This is a genomic window from Micromonospora sp. NPDC049359, from assembly GCF_044466585.1.
Classification (GTDB): domain Bacteria; phylum Actinomycetota; class Actinomycetes; order Mycobacteriales; family Micromonosporaceae; genus Micromonospora.
In genome coordinates this window covers 152,874-169,393 of record NZ_JBITMW010000007.1, presented here as the reverse complement: position 1 = coordinate 169,393, position 16,520 = coordinate 152,874, and the positions used below count along the sequence as shown (strand labels likewise).

General features: G+C 69.7%; 12 protein-coding genes. 10 read left to right on the top strand and 2 right to left on the bottom strand.

What is annotated here, in order from left to right; all coding sequences use genetic code 11:
* The first annotated feature begins 2 nt into the window (after nt 1–2).
* From ACIBTX_RS18075 to ACIBTX_RS18055, 5 genes are all read left to right on the top strand, one after another.
* Nucleotides 3–980 carry an ABC transporter permease gene (locus tag ACIBTX_RS18075; RefSeq protein ID WP_357121302.1) on the top strand — a complete coding sequence of 326 codons (978 nt, stop codon included), beginning with the start codon at nt 3–5 and terminating at the stop codon, nt 978–980.
* A 10-nt stretch (nt 981–990) separates the two neighbouring features.
* Nucleotides 991–2,181 carry a substrate-binding domain-containing protein gene (locus ACIBTX_RS18070; RefSeq protein ID WP_357172126.1) on the top strand — a complete coding sequence of 397 codons (1,191 nt, stop codon included), beginning with the start codon at nt 991–993 and terminating at the stop codon, nt 2,179–2,181.
* Nucleotides 2,182–2,187: 6 nt separating this feature from the next.
* Nucleotides 2,188–3,039 (top strand): sugar phosphate isomerase/epimerase family protein, encoded by an 852-nt coding sequence (locus ACIBTX_RS18065; RefSeq protein ID WP_357172127.1) that lies wholly within the window; start codon nt 2,188–2,190, stop codon nt 3,037–3,039.
* Nucleotides 3,040–3,112: 73 nt separating this feature from the next.
* A complete protein-coding gene (locus ACIBTX_RS18060) occupies nt 3,113–5,509 on the top strand; it encodes an RICIN domain-containing protein (protein ID WP_357172128.1) in 2,397 nt (798 codons plus the stop codon).
* 268 nt (nt 5,510–5,777) lie between these two features.
* Nucleotides 5,778–7,454: a ricin-type beta-trefoil lectin domain protein gene (locus ACIBTX_RS18055; RefSeq protein WP_357172129.1), complete on the top strand. Its 1,677-nt coding sequence runs from the start codon at nt 5,778–5,780 to the stop codon at nt 7,452–7,454.
* 135 nt (nt 7,455–7,589) lie between these two features.
* Here ACIBTX_RS18055 and ACIBTX_RS18050 read toward each other — a convergent pair whose 3' ends face one another.
* Nucleotides 7,590–8,615, bottom strand: coding sequence for a LacI family DNA-binding transcriptional regulator (locus ACIBTX_RS18050; protein ID WP_357121317.1), 1,026 nt, complete (start codon nt 8,613–8,615; stop codon nt 7,590–7,592).
* A 361-nt stretch (nt 8,616–8,976) separates the two neighbouring features.
* Between ACIBTX_RS18050 and ACIBTX_RS18045 the strand changes: the two genes are divergently transcribed.
* Genes ACIBTX_RS18045 through ACIBTX_RS18030 form a run of 4 tightly spaced genes read left to right on the top strand, consistent with a single transcriptional unit; the run spans nt 8,977 to nt 13,279 of the window.
* Complete coding sequence (locus tag ACIBTX_RS18045; RefSeq protein ID WP_357172130.1) at nt 8,977–10,332, top strand: extracellular solute-binding protein; 1,356 nt, start codon at nt 8,977–8,979, stop codon at nt 10,330–10,332.
* Nucleotides 10,329–11,300 carry a sugar ABC transporter permease gene (locus tag ACIBTX_RS18040; protein WP_357172131.1) on the top strand — a complete coding sequence of 324 codons (972 nt, stop codon included), beginning with the start codon at nt 10,329–10,331 and terminating at the stop codon, nt 11,298–11,300. Before ACIBTX_RS18045 ends, ACIBTX_RS18040 begins: the two co-directional genes overlap by 4 nt.
* A complete protein-coding gene (locus ACIBTX_RS18035; protein WP_355050051.1) occupies nt 11,297–12,121 on the top strand; it encodes a carbohydrate ABC transporter permease in 825 nt (274 codons plus the stop codon). Before ACIBTX_RS18040 ends, ACIBTX_RS18035 begins: the two co-directional genes overlap by 4 nt.
* Nucleotides 12,122–12,124: 3 nt before the next feature.
* Nucleotides 12,125–13,279, top strand: a complete 1,155-nt coding sequence (locus ACIBTX_RS18030) for a serine hydrolase domain-containing protein (RefSeq protein ID WP_357172132.1) — start codon at nt 12,125–12,127, stop codon at nt 13,277–13,279.
* Nucleotides 13,280–13,380: 101 nt separating this feature from the next.
* Here the strand turns inward: ACIBTX_RS18030 and ACIBTX_RS18025 are convergent, their stop codons facing one another.
* Nucleotides 13,381–14,808, bottom strand: a complete 1,428-nt coding sequence (locus ACIBTX_RS18025) for an endo-1,4-beta-xylanase (protein ID WP_357172133.1) — start codon at nt 14,806–14,808, stop codon at nt 13,381–13,383.
* A 668-nt stretch (nt 14,809–15,476) separates the two neighbouring features.
* Between ACIBTX_RS18025 and ACIBTX_RS18020 the strand changes: the two genes are divergently transcribed.
* Nucleotides 15,477–16,484, top strand: a complete 1,008-nt coding sequence (locus ACIBTX_RS18020) for an ABC transporter permease (protein WP_357121332.1) — start codon at nt 15,477–15,479, stop codon at nt 16,482–16,484.
* Nucleotides 16,485–16,520 lie beyond the last annotated feature (36 nt).

Genomic DNA, 16,520 nt, shown 5'->3' with positions numbered 1-16,520 from the left:
CCATGCGGGTCGCCGAGCGCCGTCCGCTCACCCTCCGGATCCGCCTCGACGGGATCGCGCCGATCGCCGCGCTCCTGGCGGTGCTGCTGATCATCATCGCGTTCGTGCAACCCGACTTCCTCGCCCCCGGGTCGCTGATGTCGTTCCTGGGTCGCTCCGCGCCGATCATCCTGCTCGCCGCCGGTCAGTACTTCGTGATCGTCAGCGGGGAGTTCGACCTCTCGGTGGGCTCCCTGGTCACGGCGCAGGTCGTCGTGGCTGCCCGCCTCATCGACAGCGACCCGTCGCGCACCTGGCCGGTGGTCGCGTTGCTGCTCGTCGGTGGCGCGTTCGTCGGGCTGGTCAACGGTCTGGTCACCACGGTGCTGCGGGTGCCCTCCTTCATCACCACCCTGGGCATGTTCCTGATCCTCGTCGGCGCCGTCTACCTGTGGTCCGACGGCGCACCGAAGGGCGGCCTCTCCGAGGAGTTCCGTCGGTTCGGTCGACGGGCCATCGAGGACGTGCCGCTGCTCGGCCGGATCCCGTACGCGCTGCTCGTGCTGGTGGTCGTCGCCGCGATCGCCGTGGTGCTGACCCGCTCGGACTTCGGCCGCACGCTCGTCGCCGTCGGGGACAATCCGCGCACCGCCGAGTTGAGCGGCGTACGCGTCGGTCTCACCAAGACGATCGCGTTCGTGCTGAGCGGTGTCGCGGCGGCGGTCGCGGCGATCCTGCTCGGCGGGTACAGCGGTGTGTCGTTCCAGGCCGGAGTCGGCCTGGAGTTCGCCGCGATCACCGCCGTCGTGCTCGGCGGGGTCGCCCTCGGCGGCGGTCGCGGCTCGGTCGTCGGGGCGATGCTCGGCGCACTGACCCTCGAGACGCTCTTCGCGCTGATGAACTTCACCGGCGTCTCCGGTGCCCTCAGATCGACCGTCCAAGGCTTGATCATCCTGCTCGCCGTGGCGGTCTCGGCTTCGCGTTCCTCCTCCTCAAGATAAAGGTGATTCGATGAGACGATCCATGACCGCCCTGGCTGCGGCCGGTGTGCTGACGCTGGCCGCCGCCGGATGCGCCACCGACGAGCCGACCGCGTCCCCGTCCGGCAGCGCGTCCGCCGCCGCGGGGTCCGGCACCGGGGAGCAGTCCAAGTTCTTCGTGCAGGCCGACTACGACAACGAGCTGGCCCTGCTCGACGCCGCCCCTACGGGCCCGGCGGACAAGCCGTGGGAGCAGGTGCTCAACCCGAAGATGGTGGACACCGCCAAGTTCAAGAAGGCCGGTCCGCACAAGATCTGCTTCTCGAACGCGGCGCTGAACAACCCGTGGCGGCAGGTCGGCTTCAAGACCATGCAGGCCGAGGTCGAGGCGCAGAAGTCCCGCATCAGCGAGTTCGTGCACGTCGACGCCGAGGGCAAGGACCAGAAGCAGATCGCCGACATCAACGATCTGCTCGGCAAGAGCTGCGACGCGCTCATCGTGTCGCCGAACACCACCGCCACACTCACCCCGGCCGTCGAGGCCGCCTGCAAGGCCGGCCTGCCGGTGGTCGTCTTCGACCGGGGCGTCAACACGACCTGCCCGGTGACGTTCATCAACCCGGTGGGTGGCTACGGCTTCGGCCACGTCGGCGCGGAGTTCGTCAGCCAGAAGATGAAGCCCGGCGGCAAGCTGCTGGCGCTGCGCATCCTGCCCGGGGTCGACGTGTTGGAGACCCGCTGGTCGGCCGCGAAGATCGCGCTGGACAAGGCGAAGGTCGACGTCGTGGGCGTGGAGTTCACCGACGGCGACCCCGCCAAGACCAAGAAGATCGTGAACGACTACATCCAGCGGTACGGCACGATCGACGGGGTCTGGATGGACGCCGGAGCGGTCGCCGTGGCGGCGGTCGAGGCGTTCCAGGACGCCGGCAAGCCCGTACCGCCGATTAACGGCGAGGACCAGCTCGACTTCCTGAAGCTCTGGAAGGACAAGCAGCTCACCGCCATCGCGCCGACCTACCCGACGTACCAGTGGCGGACGCCGATCATCGCCGCGCTGGACATCCTCGACGGCAAGCAGGTGTCCAGCCCGTGGAAGCTGCCGCAGCCCACGATCACCCAGGACAACCTGGACCAGTACCTCGACGCGAGCATGCCGCCGCTGCACTACGCGATGTGCGGCTGCCGTGACCTGCCCGGCTACCCCCAGCGCTGGAAGTAGGTTGCGGTGTACGCCATTGGCGTCAACCCCTGGGTGTGGGCCTCGCCGGTCGACGACGAGGCCCTCGCCCGGTTGATCCCGCGGATCGCCTCGTTCGGGTTCGAGGCGGTCGAACTGCCGATCGAGCAGCCCGGTGACTGGGATCCCGTCCGCACGCGGGACCTGCTGGCCGAGCACGGTCTCGCCGCGGCCGGGGTCTGCGCGGTCACCCCGCCCGGGCGGGATCTGGTGGACGCCCCGCCGGCCGTCGTCGAGTCGACCGTCGCGTACCTCATGGGGTGTGTGGCGAGCGCGGCGGCGGTCGGCGCGCCCTGCGTCGGCGGTCCGGTGTACGCGGCCGTCGGGCGTACCTGGCGGATGTCGGCGGCGGCCCGCGCGGCCTGCTACGCCGACTTCCGGCGGGCGCTCGCGCCGGTCGCCGACCGGGCCGGCGAGTGTGGCGTGAGCATCGGTGTCGAGGCGCTGAATCGCTACGAGACGAGCGTGCTCAACACCGTCGAGCAGACGATCGAGGCGATCGACGGCCTGCCGTCGAGCGTCGGCATCATGATCGATACGTACCACATGAACATCGAGGAGGCAGACCCCTACGCGGCCCTCGCGCTGGCCGGTCCGCACATCAAGCACGTCCAGGTCAGCGGCACCGATCGGGGCGCTCCCGGCGCGGACCACTTCGACTGGCCGCGCTTCTTCTCCGTCCTGCGGGGCACCGGCTACCGGGGCGCGGTCTGCATCGAGTCGTTCACGGCCGACAACGCCACCATCGCCACCGCGGCGTCGATCTGGCGGCCCCTGGCCCCCACCCAGGACCGCCTCGCGGTCGACGGCCTGCACCACCTCCGCAAGGTCGTCGCCTGACCGGGCGTCGGCACGCCCATGTTGTTAGCGCTAACCCCACCACCCCACCTCTACCCCCCCAGGAGACCGTCCAGTGTCCGTCTCATCCATCGCCGTGGCGCGCCGGCTCCTCGCCGGCGCCGCCACGGCGGCACTGACCGCAATGGTCGCCGTCACCGCCGCGGCCACACCGGCCGCCGCGGCGACCACCACCCTCTACGCGTCCCCGTCGGGCGGCGGGAGCACCTGCTCCGCCAGCCAGCCGTGCTCGCTTGCCGGCGCGCAGGCCGCCGTCCGGACGCTCAACAGCTCCATGTCCGGCGACATCGTCGTGGAACTGGCCGACGGCGTGTACCGGCTCACCTCGCCGCTGCGGCTGACCGCCGCCGACTCCGGCACCAACGGCTACCAGGTGATCTGGCGGGCGGCCGCCTCGGCCCACCCGACGATCAGCGGCGCGCGGGCGGTCACCGGCTGGTCGCTTGTCGACTCCGCGAAGAACATCTGGCGAGCCAGCGTCCCCACCGGGCTGGACAGCCGCCAGCTCTACGTCAACGGCGCCATCGCCACCCGGGCGCGTACCGCCGTCAACCGCGCCGACTTCACCTTCACCACGACCGGCATGCGGTTCAGCAACAGCGCGTTGAGCTACCTGAACAACGTCGGTAACCAGAGCCGGGTCGAGGTGGAGAGCGTCGGCTCGTTCACCGACCGGTACTCGCCCGTGCAGAGCATCAGCGGGAACTTCCTGACGATGCAGCAGCCGGCCTGGAACAACAACACGTTCGGCTTCGACACCCTGTCCCGTCCGCACCGGGCCGGCCCGTTCTACCTGGCCAACGCGTACGAGTTCCTCGACTCGGCGGGGGAGTGGTATCTCAACCCGGGCAGCGGGCAGCTCAACTACATCCCGCTCGCCGGGCAGAACATGAACAGCGTCAGCGTGGAGCTGCCGCAGCTCCAGTCGCTGGTCAACGTGGGCGGCACGTACGACGCGCCCGCGCACCACATCTCGTTCAGCGGCGTCACCTTCACCGGTACGAGCTGGCTCGGCCCGAGCAGCAGCAACGGCTTCGCCGACCAGCAGACCGGCGCGCACATCGTCGGCACCTGGGCCCGCCCGTCCGACGCGTTGACCTCCTGCCAGGAGGGCTGCCCGCTGTTCGAGGCCACCCGGCCGAGCTGGGCCCAGATGCCCGCCGCCGTGCAGGTGTCGGCCGCCAACACCATCTCCTTCAGCGACTCCCAGTTCGTCAACCTGGGTCAGACGGCCATCGGCATCGGCAACGACGCCAACGCCCACGCGAGCGGTGTCGGCCTGGGTACCAGCAACATCACGGTCACCCGTTCCGAGATCGCCCGCAACTCGGCCGGCGGCATCGTGGTCGGCGGCGTGCGCGCCGACGCCCACCACCCCGGCGACCAGCGGATGGTCAACCGGAACGTTACCATCAGCAACAACCGGGTGCACGACCTGGGCGTGGAGTACCGGGGCGTGGTGTCGATCCTGACCACCTACGTCAGCACCTCGTTGGTCTCGCAGAACGAGGTCTACAACATGCCGTACACCGGGCTGTCCGTCGGCTACGGCTGGGGCGCCAACGACGCCGGTGGCAGCCAGCACTACGCCAACCGGGGCCTCTACAACTACCAGCCGCGCTACTCCACGGCCACGACCGCGTCGAACAACCAGGTCATCGGCAACTACGTGCACGACGTGATGCAGCAGATGACCGACGGCGGGTGCATCTACACGCTCTCGGCGAACCCGGGCGGGACCATCAACCAGAACTACTGCCTGCGAACCAACGGCTGGTTCGGGCTCTACTTCGACGAGGGCTCGCGCTACTACACCGCCCGCAACAACGTGTTCTCCTCCACCGGCACCTGGGCCACCGCGAACTACTACTACGCGGAGAACATGGGCAACTTCACCGTCACCAACAACTGGTCGACCAACGGCAGCACCAACGTGACGAACGGCGACCGGGGCAACGTGGTCAACAGCAACGTCACGGTCTCCAACGGAAACTGGCCGTCGGGCGCGCAGTCCGTGATCGCGGCGGCCGGCGTCCAGGGCGGCGGCAGCACCAACCCGCAGAGTGGGCAGATCGTGGGCGTCCAGTCGGGTCGCTGCGCCGAGATCGGCGGATCCGTCACCACCAACGGCACGCAGGCCCAGCTCTGGGACTGCATTAGCGGAGCCACCAACCAGCGGTGGACGGTGACCGCAAGCCGGCAGCTCATGGTGTACGGCAACAAGTGCCTGGACGCCTCCGGTGCCGGCACCGCCAACGGCACCAAGGTGGTGATCTGGGACTGCAACGGCCAGGCCAACCAGCAGTGGAACGTCAACGCCAACGGCACGATCACCGGCGTGCAGTCGGGCCTCTGCCTGGACGCGAACGGCGCCGCAACGGCGAACGGCACGAAGCTCATCCTCTGGTCGTGCAACGGCGGCACCAACCAGCAGTGGCAGTTGCGTAGCTGAGGCGGGCTCGCCCCGACCGGCCGTACCCCCGGCCGTCTGCGGCGGGAATGGGCCCCGTCGGTCATCCGTGACCGACGGGGCCTGCGCCTGCCCTGGTGGGTCCGCTCGCCGATACGTCGAGACATGGAAGTAGTTGAATTCGACGAAACGGCTCCGTAATATGACCGGCGTCTGCTGTTAACGCTAACAGTGGTCGCGCACACGACGGTGCCCGCCTCATCCGGGTTGCCGTCCCCCGTGGATGGCACTACCGAAAGGACGCTCCCGAATGAAGCGAATCCGAGCCCGTCACTGGGGGCGGGCAGCGGCGGCCGGGCTCCTCGTGGCCGCCGCCCTCGTGGGCCTGCGGGCACCCGGGGCCCAGGCGCTGGAGAACGGCGTCGCCCGGACACCCCCGATGGGGTGGAACAGCTGGAACTCCTTCGGTTGCAACATCAACGAAGGGCTGATCCGGCAGACCGCCGACGCGATGGTCAGCAACGGAATGCGCGATCTGGGCTACCAGTACGTCGTGGTCGACGACTGCTGGTTCAACCCGAACCGCGACAGCTCCGGCAACCTCCAGGGCGACCCGACCCGCTTCCCGAGCGGGATGAAGGCGCTCGGCGACTACCTGCACGCCCGGGGGCTGAAGTTCGGTCTCTACCAGGTGCCCGTCGACAAGACCTGCGCGCAGTACTTCAACAGCTACCCCGGCGCGACCGGCAGCCAGGGCCACGAGGCGCAGGACGCCCGGCAGTTCGCCGCCTGGGGCGTCGACTTCCTCAAGTACGACTGGTGCTCCCCGAACGGCAGCATCAACGACCAGGTCACCACGTTCGCCAAGATGCGCGACGCGCTGGCCGCGACCGGCCGGCCGATCGTCTACAGCATCAACTCCAACAGCATCCACGCCAAGACCGGCCCGCAGCGCAACTGGGGCGACGTGGCGAACATGTGGCGCACCACCGAGGACATCACCAACGCGTGGGACACCGGGCAGACCAACGGCTACCCGATGGGCATCCAGAACATCATCAACGTGACCGTCCCGCTGGCCTCGTACGCGCGCCCGGGTGGATTCAACGACCCGGACATGATGGAGGTCGGCCGGGGCGGCATGAACGACACCGAGATGCGCAGCCACTTCGCGATGTGGGCGATGATGGCGTCGCCGCTGATCGCCGGCAACGACGTCCGCAACATGAACGCCGCGACGCAGACGATCCTCAAGAACGCGAACCTGATCGGCATCAACCAGGACGCCCTGGGCTTGCAGGCCGGCCAGGTGTCGTTCGACGGCACCCGTCGCGTGCTGGCCAAGCGGCTGGCCAACGGTGACGTCGCGGTCGCGCTGTTCAACCAGAGCGGTTCGACGACGACGATCTCCACGACGGCCGCCGCCGTCGGCAAGTCCGGCAGCTCCTTCACCCTGGTGGACGCCTGGAGCAACACCACCAGCACGAGCACCGGCTCCATTTCCGCCAGCGTTCCGGCGCACGGCACGGTGGTGTACCGGGTCAGTGGCGGCGACACCAGCACCCCGCCGCCGACCACGCCGCCGCCGACCACCACGCCGCCGCCGACCACCTCCTTCGCGCTGTCGAGCGTTGCCTCCGGCCGCTGCCTGGACGTCCCGCAGAGCAACACCACCAACGGCACCCAGCCGGTGATCTGGGACTGCAACGGGGCCGCCAACCAGCGGTGGACGGCCAACGGGCAGACCCTCCAGGCGCTCGGCAAGTGTCTGGACGCGCCCACCAACGCCAGCGCCGGCAGCAAGGTCCAGATCTGGGACTGCAACGGCGGCGCCAACCAGCGGTGGACGTTCAACTCGAACGGCACGATCAGCGGAGCGTCGTCGGGCCTCTGTCTCGACGTCAACAACAACGCGACGGCCAACGGCACCACGGTGCTCCTGTGGACCTGCACCGGGGCCTCCAACCAACGCTGGACCCGGCGCTAGCCACACCGCGCTGACAGCTCGACAGGTCCGGACCGGGGCGGCACGGCCCCGGCCCGGACCTGTCGTCGTCCGGCCCCGCCGCGCCGGGCGCGGGCGCGTGCCGGTACGGGCCCGCCCGCGGAGGGGGTGCCCGGATCAGGAGGCGGGAGGCGCGAGGGACCGGCGTCGGCGCAGCGGCATCGCGACGAGCGACCGCTCGGCGGCCCCGCCATCCAGGAGCAGTTCGACCGCGCGCCTCCCCATCTGCTCGTGCGGTAGCGCGGTGGTTGCGAGGCTGGGACGTAGCCAGGCGGCGATCGGATCGTCGTCGAACGAGATCACCGAGATGTCGTCCGGGACGGTCAGGCCCGCCTCGCCGAGTGCCTGGTAGGCGCCGAACGCCAGCCGGTCGTTCATGCAGATGATGGCGCTTGGCCGTTGGGTTCGGTTCAGCAGGGCGCGCGTGGCGGCGTAACCGTGCTCGGGCAGCCACTCGGTGCAGAAGGACTCCGCCAGGAGGGTGACGCCCGCGTCGCTCAACGCCTGCTGGATGCCGTGCAGGCGGGCCCGAGCGGCGAGGGAGATCTCCTGGTCGCCCTCCTTGATCCGGTTGCGGCCGATGAGCGCGATGGCGTCGCGGTGACCGTACTCCAGCAGGGCGGTGGCGACCGCGCGACCGGCCCGGTCGTCGTCGGGAAGCACGCAGGGCAGATTGTCCGAGCTGGTGGCGTTGAGCAGCACCACCGGGCCGCCGAGGATGGCGGGGGGCACCGTGAGTCGCCGGGTGGCCATCGCCGCGTAGATCACCCCGTCGACCTGCCGGTCGAGCATGGCCTCGATGGCGTACTGCTCGAAGGTGGCATCGCCCTGCGTCTCGGTGATGAGCAGCACGTGGTCGCGTTCCCGGGCCGCGTCGAGCGCGCCGCGGATGAGGCCGCCGGCGAAGCGGGTGGTGGCGACGATGTCGGAGACGAACGCGATGGTCGCCGTCTTGCGGGTACGCAGGCTGCGTGCCGCCAGGTTGGGCCGGTAGCCCAGCTCCTCGGCGGCGGCGAACACGCGCTGGTGTGCCTCGGCCGAGAGCCGGGTGCCCTCCCTGCCGTTCAGCACCATCGACGCGGCGGTCTTGGACAGCCCGGCCCGCCGTGCGACGTCGGCCAGGGTTGCTCTGTTGCGGCCCATCTGTCCTCCGAATCAGGCGCGGCGCCACGGGCTCCCGCTCCCGCCCATCATGATGCGTCGGCGCACGGAGCCCGGCCCCGGTCGGGTCGGGCGTGGTGTGAACCCGATGTTTCCGGACCGTTGCCAGGTTGTCCTTGACAGCCTCCGGTGTCACGCGCATGCTCTGCTAAATCAGTTTAGCGGCCACTTTTGGCGCGTCGGTAGACGCCGTCGGTCGCCTGCTGAGTCGGTACGCGAGCGCGGCGGCGCGAGATGGTCACGGCGTACGTGTCGTGGCCGCTCGCCCGTCGCGAAGGTCCCGGTGGAGCCGTCGCGCGGCCGTGGGTCGTGGGACGCGCGGAGGAAACATAGGAGTCATGACATGGCACAAACGCTGACGACATTCCCGCGACGCGGCGCGCTGGTCCTCGGACCGCTGCTGGTGCTGGGGCTCGCCGCCACGGCGTGCAGCGCGCCCGGAGCCGACCGGTCGTCGACCGCCGGGCCCGACGCCGCCGTCAAGACGGACCTGGGCACCGGGCCGGTCACCCTCCAGATGTACGCGGAGACCGGCTTCCCGCTGGCCAAGGCGCTGGCCGACGAGTTCTCCAAGCAGCACCCGAACGTCACTTTCAATATCCGCGAGGACCAGTTCACGGTCATCGTGGAGAACGCCCCCCGCGTGATGGCCTCGGACAACGCGCCCGACATCATCCGGCTTCCCACGATGGTCGACCTCGTGAAGGACGACCTGCTCAAGAACCTCGACCCGTACGTCACCGCGTACGGCTGGGACAAGTTCCCCGCCTCGCAGCTCGTGCAGTTGCGCGTCGGCGACGAGACGCGGGGCGTGGGATCGCTCTACGGCATGGGGCTCGGCTACAGCGTCACCGGAGTCTTCTACAACAAAAAGCTGGCCGCCCAGGTCGGCATGTCCCAGCCGCCGGCCACGGTAGCGGAGTTCGAGCAGGTGCTGGCGAAGGCGAAGACCAGCGGGGTCCAGCCGATCATGCAGTTCAACAAGAACACCGCGGGCATCAACTTCCCGCACCAGGCGCTGCAGAACCAGTTCGGCGACCCGGCGCAGGTCGCCGACTGGATCTTCCAGAAGCCGGGAGCCACCTTCGACACGCCGGCCGCGCTGAAGGCCACCCAGACCATCCAGAAGTGGGCGCAGGCCGGCTACTTCACCAAGGACGCCAACGCCCTGGACTACGCGGGCATGGTCGGGCAGTTCCAGAAGGGGAACGGTCTGTTCATGTTCAACGGCGACTGGGAGTCGGCGAACCTCGACAAGACGATGGCCGGCAACGTGGGCTTCTTCCTGTTCCCCGGCGAGGCGGCCGGCGCCAAGCACGTGGCGATGTCCGCCCCCAACACCTTCGGGGTCTCCGCCAAGGCCAAGAACCCGGACGCCGCCGCGTTCTTCCTGAACTGGGTCCACACCGACGCCAAGGCGCGAGAGATCGCCGTGACGGTCGGCGGGTCCAGCCCGGGTGGCCCGAGCGACCTTCCGGTGCCGGCCGCCGCCCCGAACACCGTGCTGGCCGAGACCCTCAAGGCGGCGCAGCAGCTCGGGGCCGAGAACGGCGCGGTCGACTTCACCGCGAACGCGACCGGTGGCATCTTCGCCGCCGCGATCACGCCCGAGATGCAGAAGCTGGTCGCCGGCCAGCAGACGCCCGAGGGGTACGTCAAGGCGGTCCAGGCCGAGTACGAGAAGGAACTGTCCCGATGACGTCTGCCCTCGGCAGCGCACCACCAGGGCGGGACGGCCGGGCGTCGTCCGTGGGTCGTCCCGCCCGTCCCGCGTCCGCGCGGGCCCACCGACGCCGGTGGGCCCGCGCGGCCGGGACCGGCTGGTTGTTCGTCCTGCCCGCCTTCGTGATGTACGCGGTCTTCGTCCTGCGGCCGCTCGCCCTGACCGTCCAGTACTCGCTCTACGACTGGAACGGGATCGGGGTGGCCCGCTGGGCGGGCCTGGACAACTACGTCACGGTCTTCACCGACAGCGACCTGCTGAAGATCATCTCCAACGCGATCGTCCTGATCGTCTTCTTCAGCCTCATCCCGGTCGCGCTCGGGTTGCTGGTGGCGAGCGTGGTCCGCCGGATCACCACCGGCGCGTTCGGCACCGTGGTCCGGACGATCCTGTTCCTGCCCCAGGTCATTCCCCTGGTGGCGGCCGGCATCGCGTGGAGTTGGCTGCTCTCGACCAACGGTCTGGTCAACCAGGTGCTGCGCGCCGTCGGGCTCGGTGGCGTGGCCCGCGCCTGGCTGGGCGACTTCGACACGGCGCTGCCCGCCGTCGGGGTGATCGGGGCGTGGGTCCTGCTCGGCCTCTGCACGATCCTGCTGGTGACCGGCATGAGCAAGATCGATCCGGCGCTCTACGAGGCCGCCCGGCTGGACGGCGCGGGGCCGGTCCGCGAGTTCCTCGCGGTGACCCTGCCCAGCCTGCGTCAGGAGATCGGGGTCTGCCTCACCGTCACGATCATCGCCGCGTTGGCCAGCTTCGACATCGTCTACATCTCCACCAGCGGCGGCCCGGGACTGCAGACCACCGTCCCCGGTCTGGAGATCTACCGGCTGGCCTTCTCGCAGCGTCAGGTGGGGTTGGCCTCGGCGCTCGCGGTCGTACTGATGTTTCTGGTGCTGGCCTTCGTGCTGCCGATCCAGCGACTGACCCGGGGGGAGAAGCCGTGAACCTGAGCCGACGCGAGCAGCTGACCGGTCGGGTCTTCCTGATCGCCCTGATCCTGGTGACCCTGCTGCCGTTCGTCAGCATGCTCTCGGCCGCCCTGCAACCGCGCGGCACCGTGCCCGACGGTCTGGCCTGGCCGTCCGACCCGCAGTGGGGCAACTTCGCCGACGCGTTCACCGCCGCCAACATGGGCGCACTGCTGCGCTCCAGCCTGCTCATCGTGGCGGGCGTCGTACCGGTGTCCGTGCTCATCGCCACCATGGCCGGTTTCGGGCTGGGTCAGTTGCGGGTGCCCGGCGGCCGGCTCGTCTTCGGTCTGCTGCTGCTCGGCCTCACGCTGCCCTTCGAGGCCGTCGTCACCCCGCTCTACTACCAGATGCAGGACCTCGGCCTGCTCAACACCCGGTGGGCCATCATCCTGCCGCTGATCGGCCTCTACATGCCGTTCGCGGTGTTCTGGATGCGCGCCCACTTCACCAACGTGCCGGTCGAGCTGTCCGAGGCCGCCCGGGTGGACGGCAGCAGCACCTGGCAGCTGTTCTGGCGGGTCCAGGTGCCGCTGGCCCGCCCGGCCATCGCGTCGCTGACGATCCTGATGTTCCTCTGGACGTGGAACCAGTTCCTGCTCGCGATCGTGCTGGTCGACGACGCCACCAAACGCACGATGGCCGGAGCGCTCGGCGCGTTCCAGGGCCAGTGGGGCACCGACCTGGTGCTGCTGTGCGCTGGCTCGCTGCTGATCCTCACACCTACCCTCATCGTGTTCCTGATCTTCCAGCGACAGTTCATCAAGGCCCTGATCCAGGGCTCACTGAAGGGATAGGCAGTGGCCACGCAGCCGCAGATCCACGGCGACGTCGACGAGCGCTACAGGCGCGTCGCCGACGCGTTCCGCGACAACTTCACCCTCCGCGGTGAGGTCGGCGCCGCGGTCACCCTCTACGTGCGGGGTCGCAAGGTCGTCGACCTGTACGGCGGTCTGGCCGACACCCGCACCGGACGCCCCTGGACGGCGCACACGCCGGTCGTCGTCTTCTCCTGCACCAAGGGGATCCTGGCGATCTGCGCGTACCTGCTCGTCCAGCAGGGGCGCCTCGACCTCGACGCGCCCGTGACGCGCTACTGGCCGGAGTTCGGCCAGCACGGCAAGGCCGACATCCCCGTACGGTGGCTGCTCACCCACCAGTCCGGCCTGCCGGCGCTGGACCGGCCGCTGACCCTTGACGAGGTGCTCGCGTGGGACCCGGTCATCGCGGCGATCGAGGCGCAGACCCCACTGTGGGAGCCGGGTACGGCGCACAGCTACCACTCGATGACCTACGGGTGGCTCGTCGGCGAGGTCATCCACCGCGTCACCGGTCAGCTCCCCGGCGCGTACTTCCGCGACACCGTCGCCGGCCCGCTGGGACTGCGTACCTGGCTCGGGCTGCCCGCCGCCGAACGCGACGGCGTCGCCTGGAATCTGGCCCCACCACCGGACGCCGATCCCTTCGTCGACCCGGTCGCCGAACGGGGGATCACCATGGGCGGCGCGTTCGCCTTCCCCGCCGACGCCGACGGTCTGGTCAGCTTCAACGACCCGGACATCCAGGCGGCCGGCATTCCGGGCGCGGGAGCGGTGAGCACCGCGGACGGCCTCGCGCGCCTCTACGCGGCCTGCGTGTCCGACGTGGGCGATGGACCCCTGCTCACCCGGGCCTCGGTCGACGACGCGGTCATCGTCCGCTCACGGGGCCAGCAACGGCACGGCCCGCCCGACACCGGCCAGCGCTGGGGCACCGGTTTCCTGCTGCACTCCGAGCCGGCCCGGCCGCTGCTGGGGGAGCGCAGCTTCGGCCACGACGGGGCCGGCGGCAACCTCGCCTTCGCCGACGCGTACCACGAGGTGGGGTTCGGCTACGTGGTCAACCAGATGTACGGCGCGGGCGACGAGCGCGCCAACCGGCTCACCGCCGCGGTCCGCTCCTGCCTCGACGCCTGACGCGGGGTAGGCGCACCCCCCAGGACGGCGAGCACCCCCGGGGCGCGCGGTGGTCCGCGCGGCCCCGGGGGCGCTCAGGGGGTGAGCTGAGAGGGGACGGGTCAGCTCGCGGTGCAGGTAGGAGTCGCGGACGGACCGGCGCCGGTGCCCTGGAAACCGAACTCGGTGCTGCCGCCCGCGCCGATCTGGCCGTTGTATTCGACGTTGCGGAAGTCCACCGCACCCGAGGAGCCGCTGGCCTGCGCGCTCCACGTGTTGGTGATCGCGGCGCCCGAGGGCAGCGTGATCCGGACCGACCAACCCCGTACGGCCGTCGAGCCGGCGTTGACCTTGACCGTGGCGACGAAGCCACCGTTCCAGGAGTTCAGCGACACCGAGGCGGTGCAGCCGCTACCGGTGGGCGGAGGAGTGGTCGGCGGCGGCGTCGTGGGCGGGGGGGTGGTCGGCGGGGGAGTGGTCGGCGGAGGGGTGGTGGGCGGCGGCGTGGTCGGGGTGCCGATGCCCGCGTTGAGGGCGTTGAGGACGGAGGTGTACGCCGCCTTCTTGTTGCCCGACCGGTCGAACAGCAGCGGGTTGTCGTTACCGCGCCACGAGTCGCTGTCCCGGACCCCCCACACCGTGATGCCGGTGCAGCGGGCGATGGCCATGCAGGCCCGGGTCACCTGGGCGTAGGCGTTGGCCTGGTTGGAGCCCTGGGCGATGTCCAGCTCGGTGATCTGGACGTCGACGCCCAGGTCGGCGAAGCGCTGCAGGTTGGCCTGGTAGTCACCCGGCACCGAGGTGCCCAGGTGGGACTGGAAGCCGACGCAGTCGATCGGCACGCCGCGGGACTTGAAGTCGCGGACCATGTTGTAGATGCCGGTGGACTTCGCGTTGATGCCGTCGGTGTTGTAGTCGTTGTAGCAGAGCTTGGCGCCCGGGTCGGCGGCGCGGGCGGCGCGGAACGCCACCTCGATCCAGTCGTTGCCGGTGCGCTGCAGGTTCGAGTCGCGTCGACCGCCGCTGCCGCCGTCGGCGAACGCCTCGTTCACCACGTCCCAGGCGTAGATCTTGCCCCGGTAGTGGGTGGCGACCTGGGTGACGTGGTTGATGGCGGCGTTGCGCAGCGCGGTGCCGGACATGCCCTGCGCCCAACCCGGCTGCTGCTGGTACCACAGCAGCGTGTGGCCGCGGACGATCATGCCGTGCGACTGGGCGTGGGCGACGATCTGGTCCCCGCCGCTGTAGTTGAACCGGCCCTGCTGCGGCTCGGTGGCGTCCCACTTCATCTCGTTCTCGGGAGTGAGCTGGTTGAACTCCCGGTTCACGATGCCAGCGAACTGGCTGTCGGACAGCTTGAAGGCGGGTACCGCGGCGCCGTAGTAGCGGCCCTTCTCGGCCGCCGAGGCACCCAGCGTGGTGCCGGCGTTGGCGGCCGAGGTCACCGCCACCGTCGCGGCGACCGCCGCGAGGGTGGCCGCGAGCGGCACCAGCACCCGACGGCCCCGGAGGAGGGGTCGCGGTGTGCGTTCGTCGGGGATCTTGTCCATGGTCCTGCCTTTCGACAAATGGTGGCGGCGGAGTCGAGGTCGGGCTGCCCGATCGGCGAAGGGCTGCCGGGGGTCGTGCGGGGCGAGATTCGGCGGTGCCCGGGACGGTCCGACGGGTCGACAACGGTGCTGCCTGCGGGGTAAACGTCACGATGGACTGCCGCGTGCGCGGACGCGGGAATGACGTACGCCGGACAGGTGTGGCTTGGACAGCTCACCGGCCGTCGACCGGGTCGTGGGACCCGATGCCCTTCGAGGTGCCGGTGGTTCCGAACGGGAGGGACGTGCCCTCGACTCCTTGGCGGAACATAGCATGTTATCGATAACATGCTCAAGGCGACCGGTGGCCGTGCGGCAGACCCCTCCGTTGACGACGTCGGTCGCCGTCCCGGACCGGACACGGTTAGCGGGTCTTTTGGTCGGACGTATCGTGCCCGAGGTGCGAATAACGATGCCACAACATGCCGGTAAGACCTTGGCAACACGAGTGTGACCATGGCAAGGTAACGCCTGATCATTGCAAACATCTGATCTATCGTGCGGGCGCTACGGGGCGTGGCCCGTGCGTGACTTCCTGGGGAGGTCCGGTTGCGAGCGAGAGCGTCAATCACCGGCGGCGGCGCGTGCCGAGCCGGGGGAGACACAGTGGACGACGGCCGGGCCCGGCGATGAGCGCCGTCGAGGCGACCGACCAGGCCCACGGCGGCGCGCTCAACGACTGGTTGCGCGAGCGGATCTCCCACGCGCTGTCCGAGTTCACCGCCGCGACCGCGCTCGTCGTCCTGTTCGTCGCGCTGAGCTTCGCCAGTCCCTACTTCCTGACGGCCGACAATCTGTTCAACATCGGCGCGCAGACCGCGGTGATCGCCATCATCGCCGCCGCGCAGACGATGGTCATCATCACCAAGGGAATCGACCTGTCGGTCGGTTCGGTCGCCGCGCTCGCCGGCGTGGCCGGCGCGATGGTCGTACGGGACCTGGGCTTTCCGCTCCTCGCGGCCACGGCGGTCGCGATCGGTGTCGGCGCTCTGGCGGGACTGCTGAACGGGTTGCTGGTCACCGTCGCCCGGATACCCCCGTTCATCGCGACGCTGGGAACGATGTCGGTCGGCCGAGGACTGGTCTTCATCATCACCGGCGCGGTCGGCGTCTACGGGCTGCCCAAGTCGTTCCAGCTGCTCGGCAACGGCGAGATCATCGGCATTCCGTTCGCGGTCGTGATCACCGCCCTGGTCGCCGTCGGGGTCGCCTTCCTGCTCTCGCAGACCCGCTTCGGGCAGTACACCTACGCGATGGGCTCCAACCTGGAGGCCGCCCGCCGCTCGGGCATCGCGGTGGGGCGCTACCTGACCTACGTGTACGTCCTGGCGGGTGTCCTGGTCGGCCTCGGCGGCATGATCGCCGCCTCCCGGGTCAACTCCGGGCAGCCGAACTACGGCATCTCGCTGGAACTCGACGTCATCGCCGCGGCGGTCATCGGCGGCGCCAGCCTATTCGGCGGGCAGGGCCGGATCGTCGGGACCATCATCGGCGCCTTCCTCATCGCCCTGGTCCGCAACGGCGCCGTCCTGCTCGACATCAGCATCCACTACCAGCAGGTGATCGTCGGCCTGATCATCTGGGCTGCCGTCTACTTCGACCAGTACCGCCGTCGGCGGCTGGAGTCACGGGGCTGATCTGCCGTTCCCGCAGCTCACCAGAGGAAGGACGCA

Bases quoted from the DNA above. Each gene is read 5' to 3' on its own strand.
- ACIBTX_RS18055 (WP_357172129.1), top strand. From the start codon at position 5,778: ATGAAGCGAATCCGAGCCCGTCACTGGGGGCGGGCAGCGGCGGCCGGG.
- ACIBTX_RS18070 (WP_357172126.1), top strand. From the start codon at position 991: ATGAGACGATCCATGACCGCCCTGGCTGCGGCCGGTGTGCTGACGCTG.
- ACIBTX_RS18050 (WP_357121317.1), bottom strand. From the start codon at position 8,615: ATGGGCCGCAACAGAGCAACCCTGGCCGACGTCGCACGGCGGGCCGGG.
- ACIBTX_RS18020 (WP_357121332.1), top strand. From the start codon at position 15,477: ATGAGCGCCGTCGAGGCGACCGACCAGGCCCACGGCGGCGCGCTCAAC.
- ACIBTX_RS18045 (WP_357172130.1), top strand. From the start codon at position 8,977: ATGGCACAAACGCTGACGACATTCCCGCGACGCGGCGCGCTGGTCCTC.
- ACIBTX_RS18075 (WP_357121302.1), top strand. From the start codon at position 3: ATGCGGGTCGCCGAGCGCCGTCCGCTCACCCTCCGGATCCGCCTCGAC.
- ACIBTX_RS18040 (WP_357172131.1), top strand. From the start codon at position 10,329: ATGACGTCTGCCCTCGGCAGCGCACCACCAGGGCGGGACGGCCGGGCG.
- ACIBTX_RS18025 (WP_357172133.1), bottom strand. From the start codon at position 14,808: ATGGACAAGATCCCCGACGAACGCACACCGCGACCCCTCCTCCGGGGC.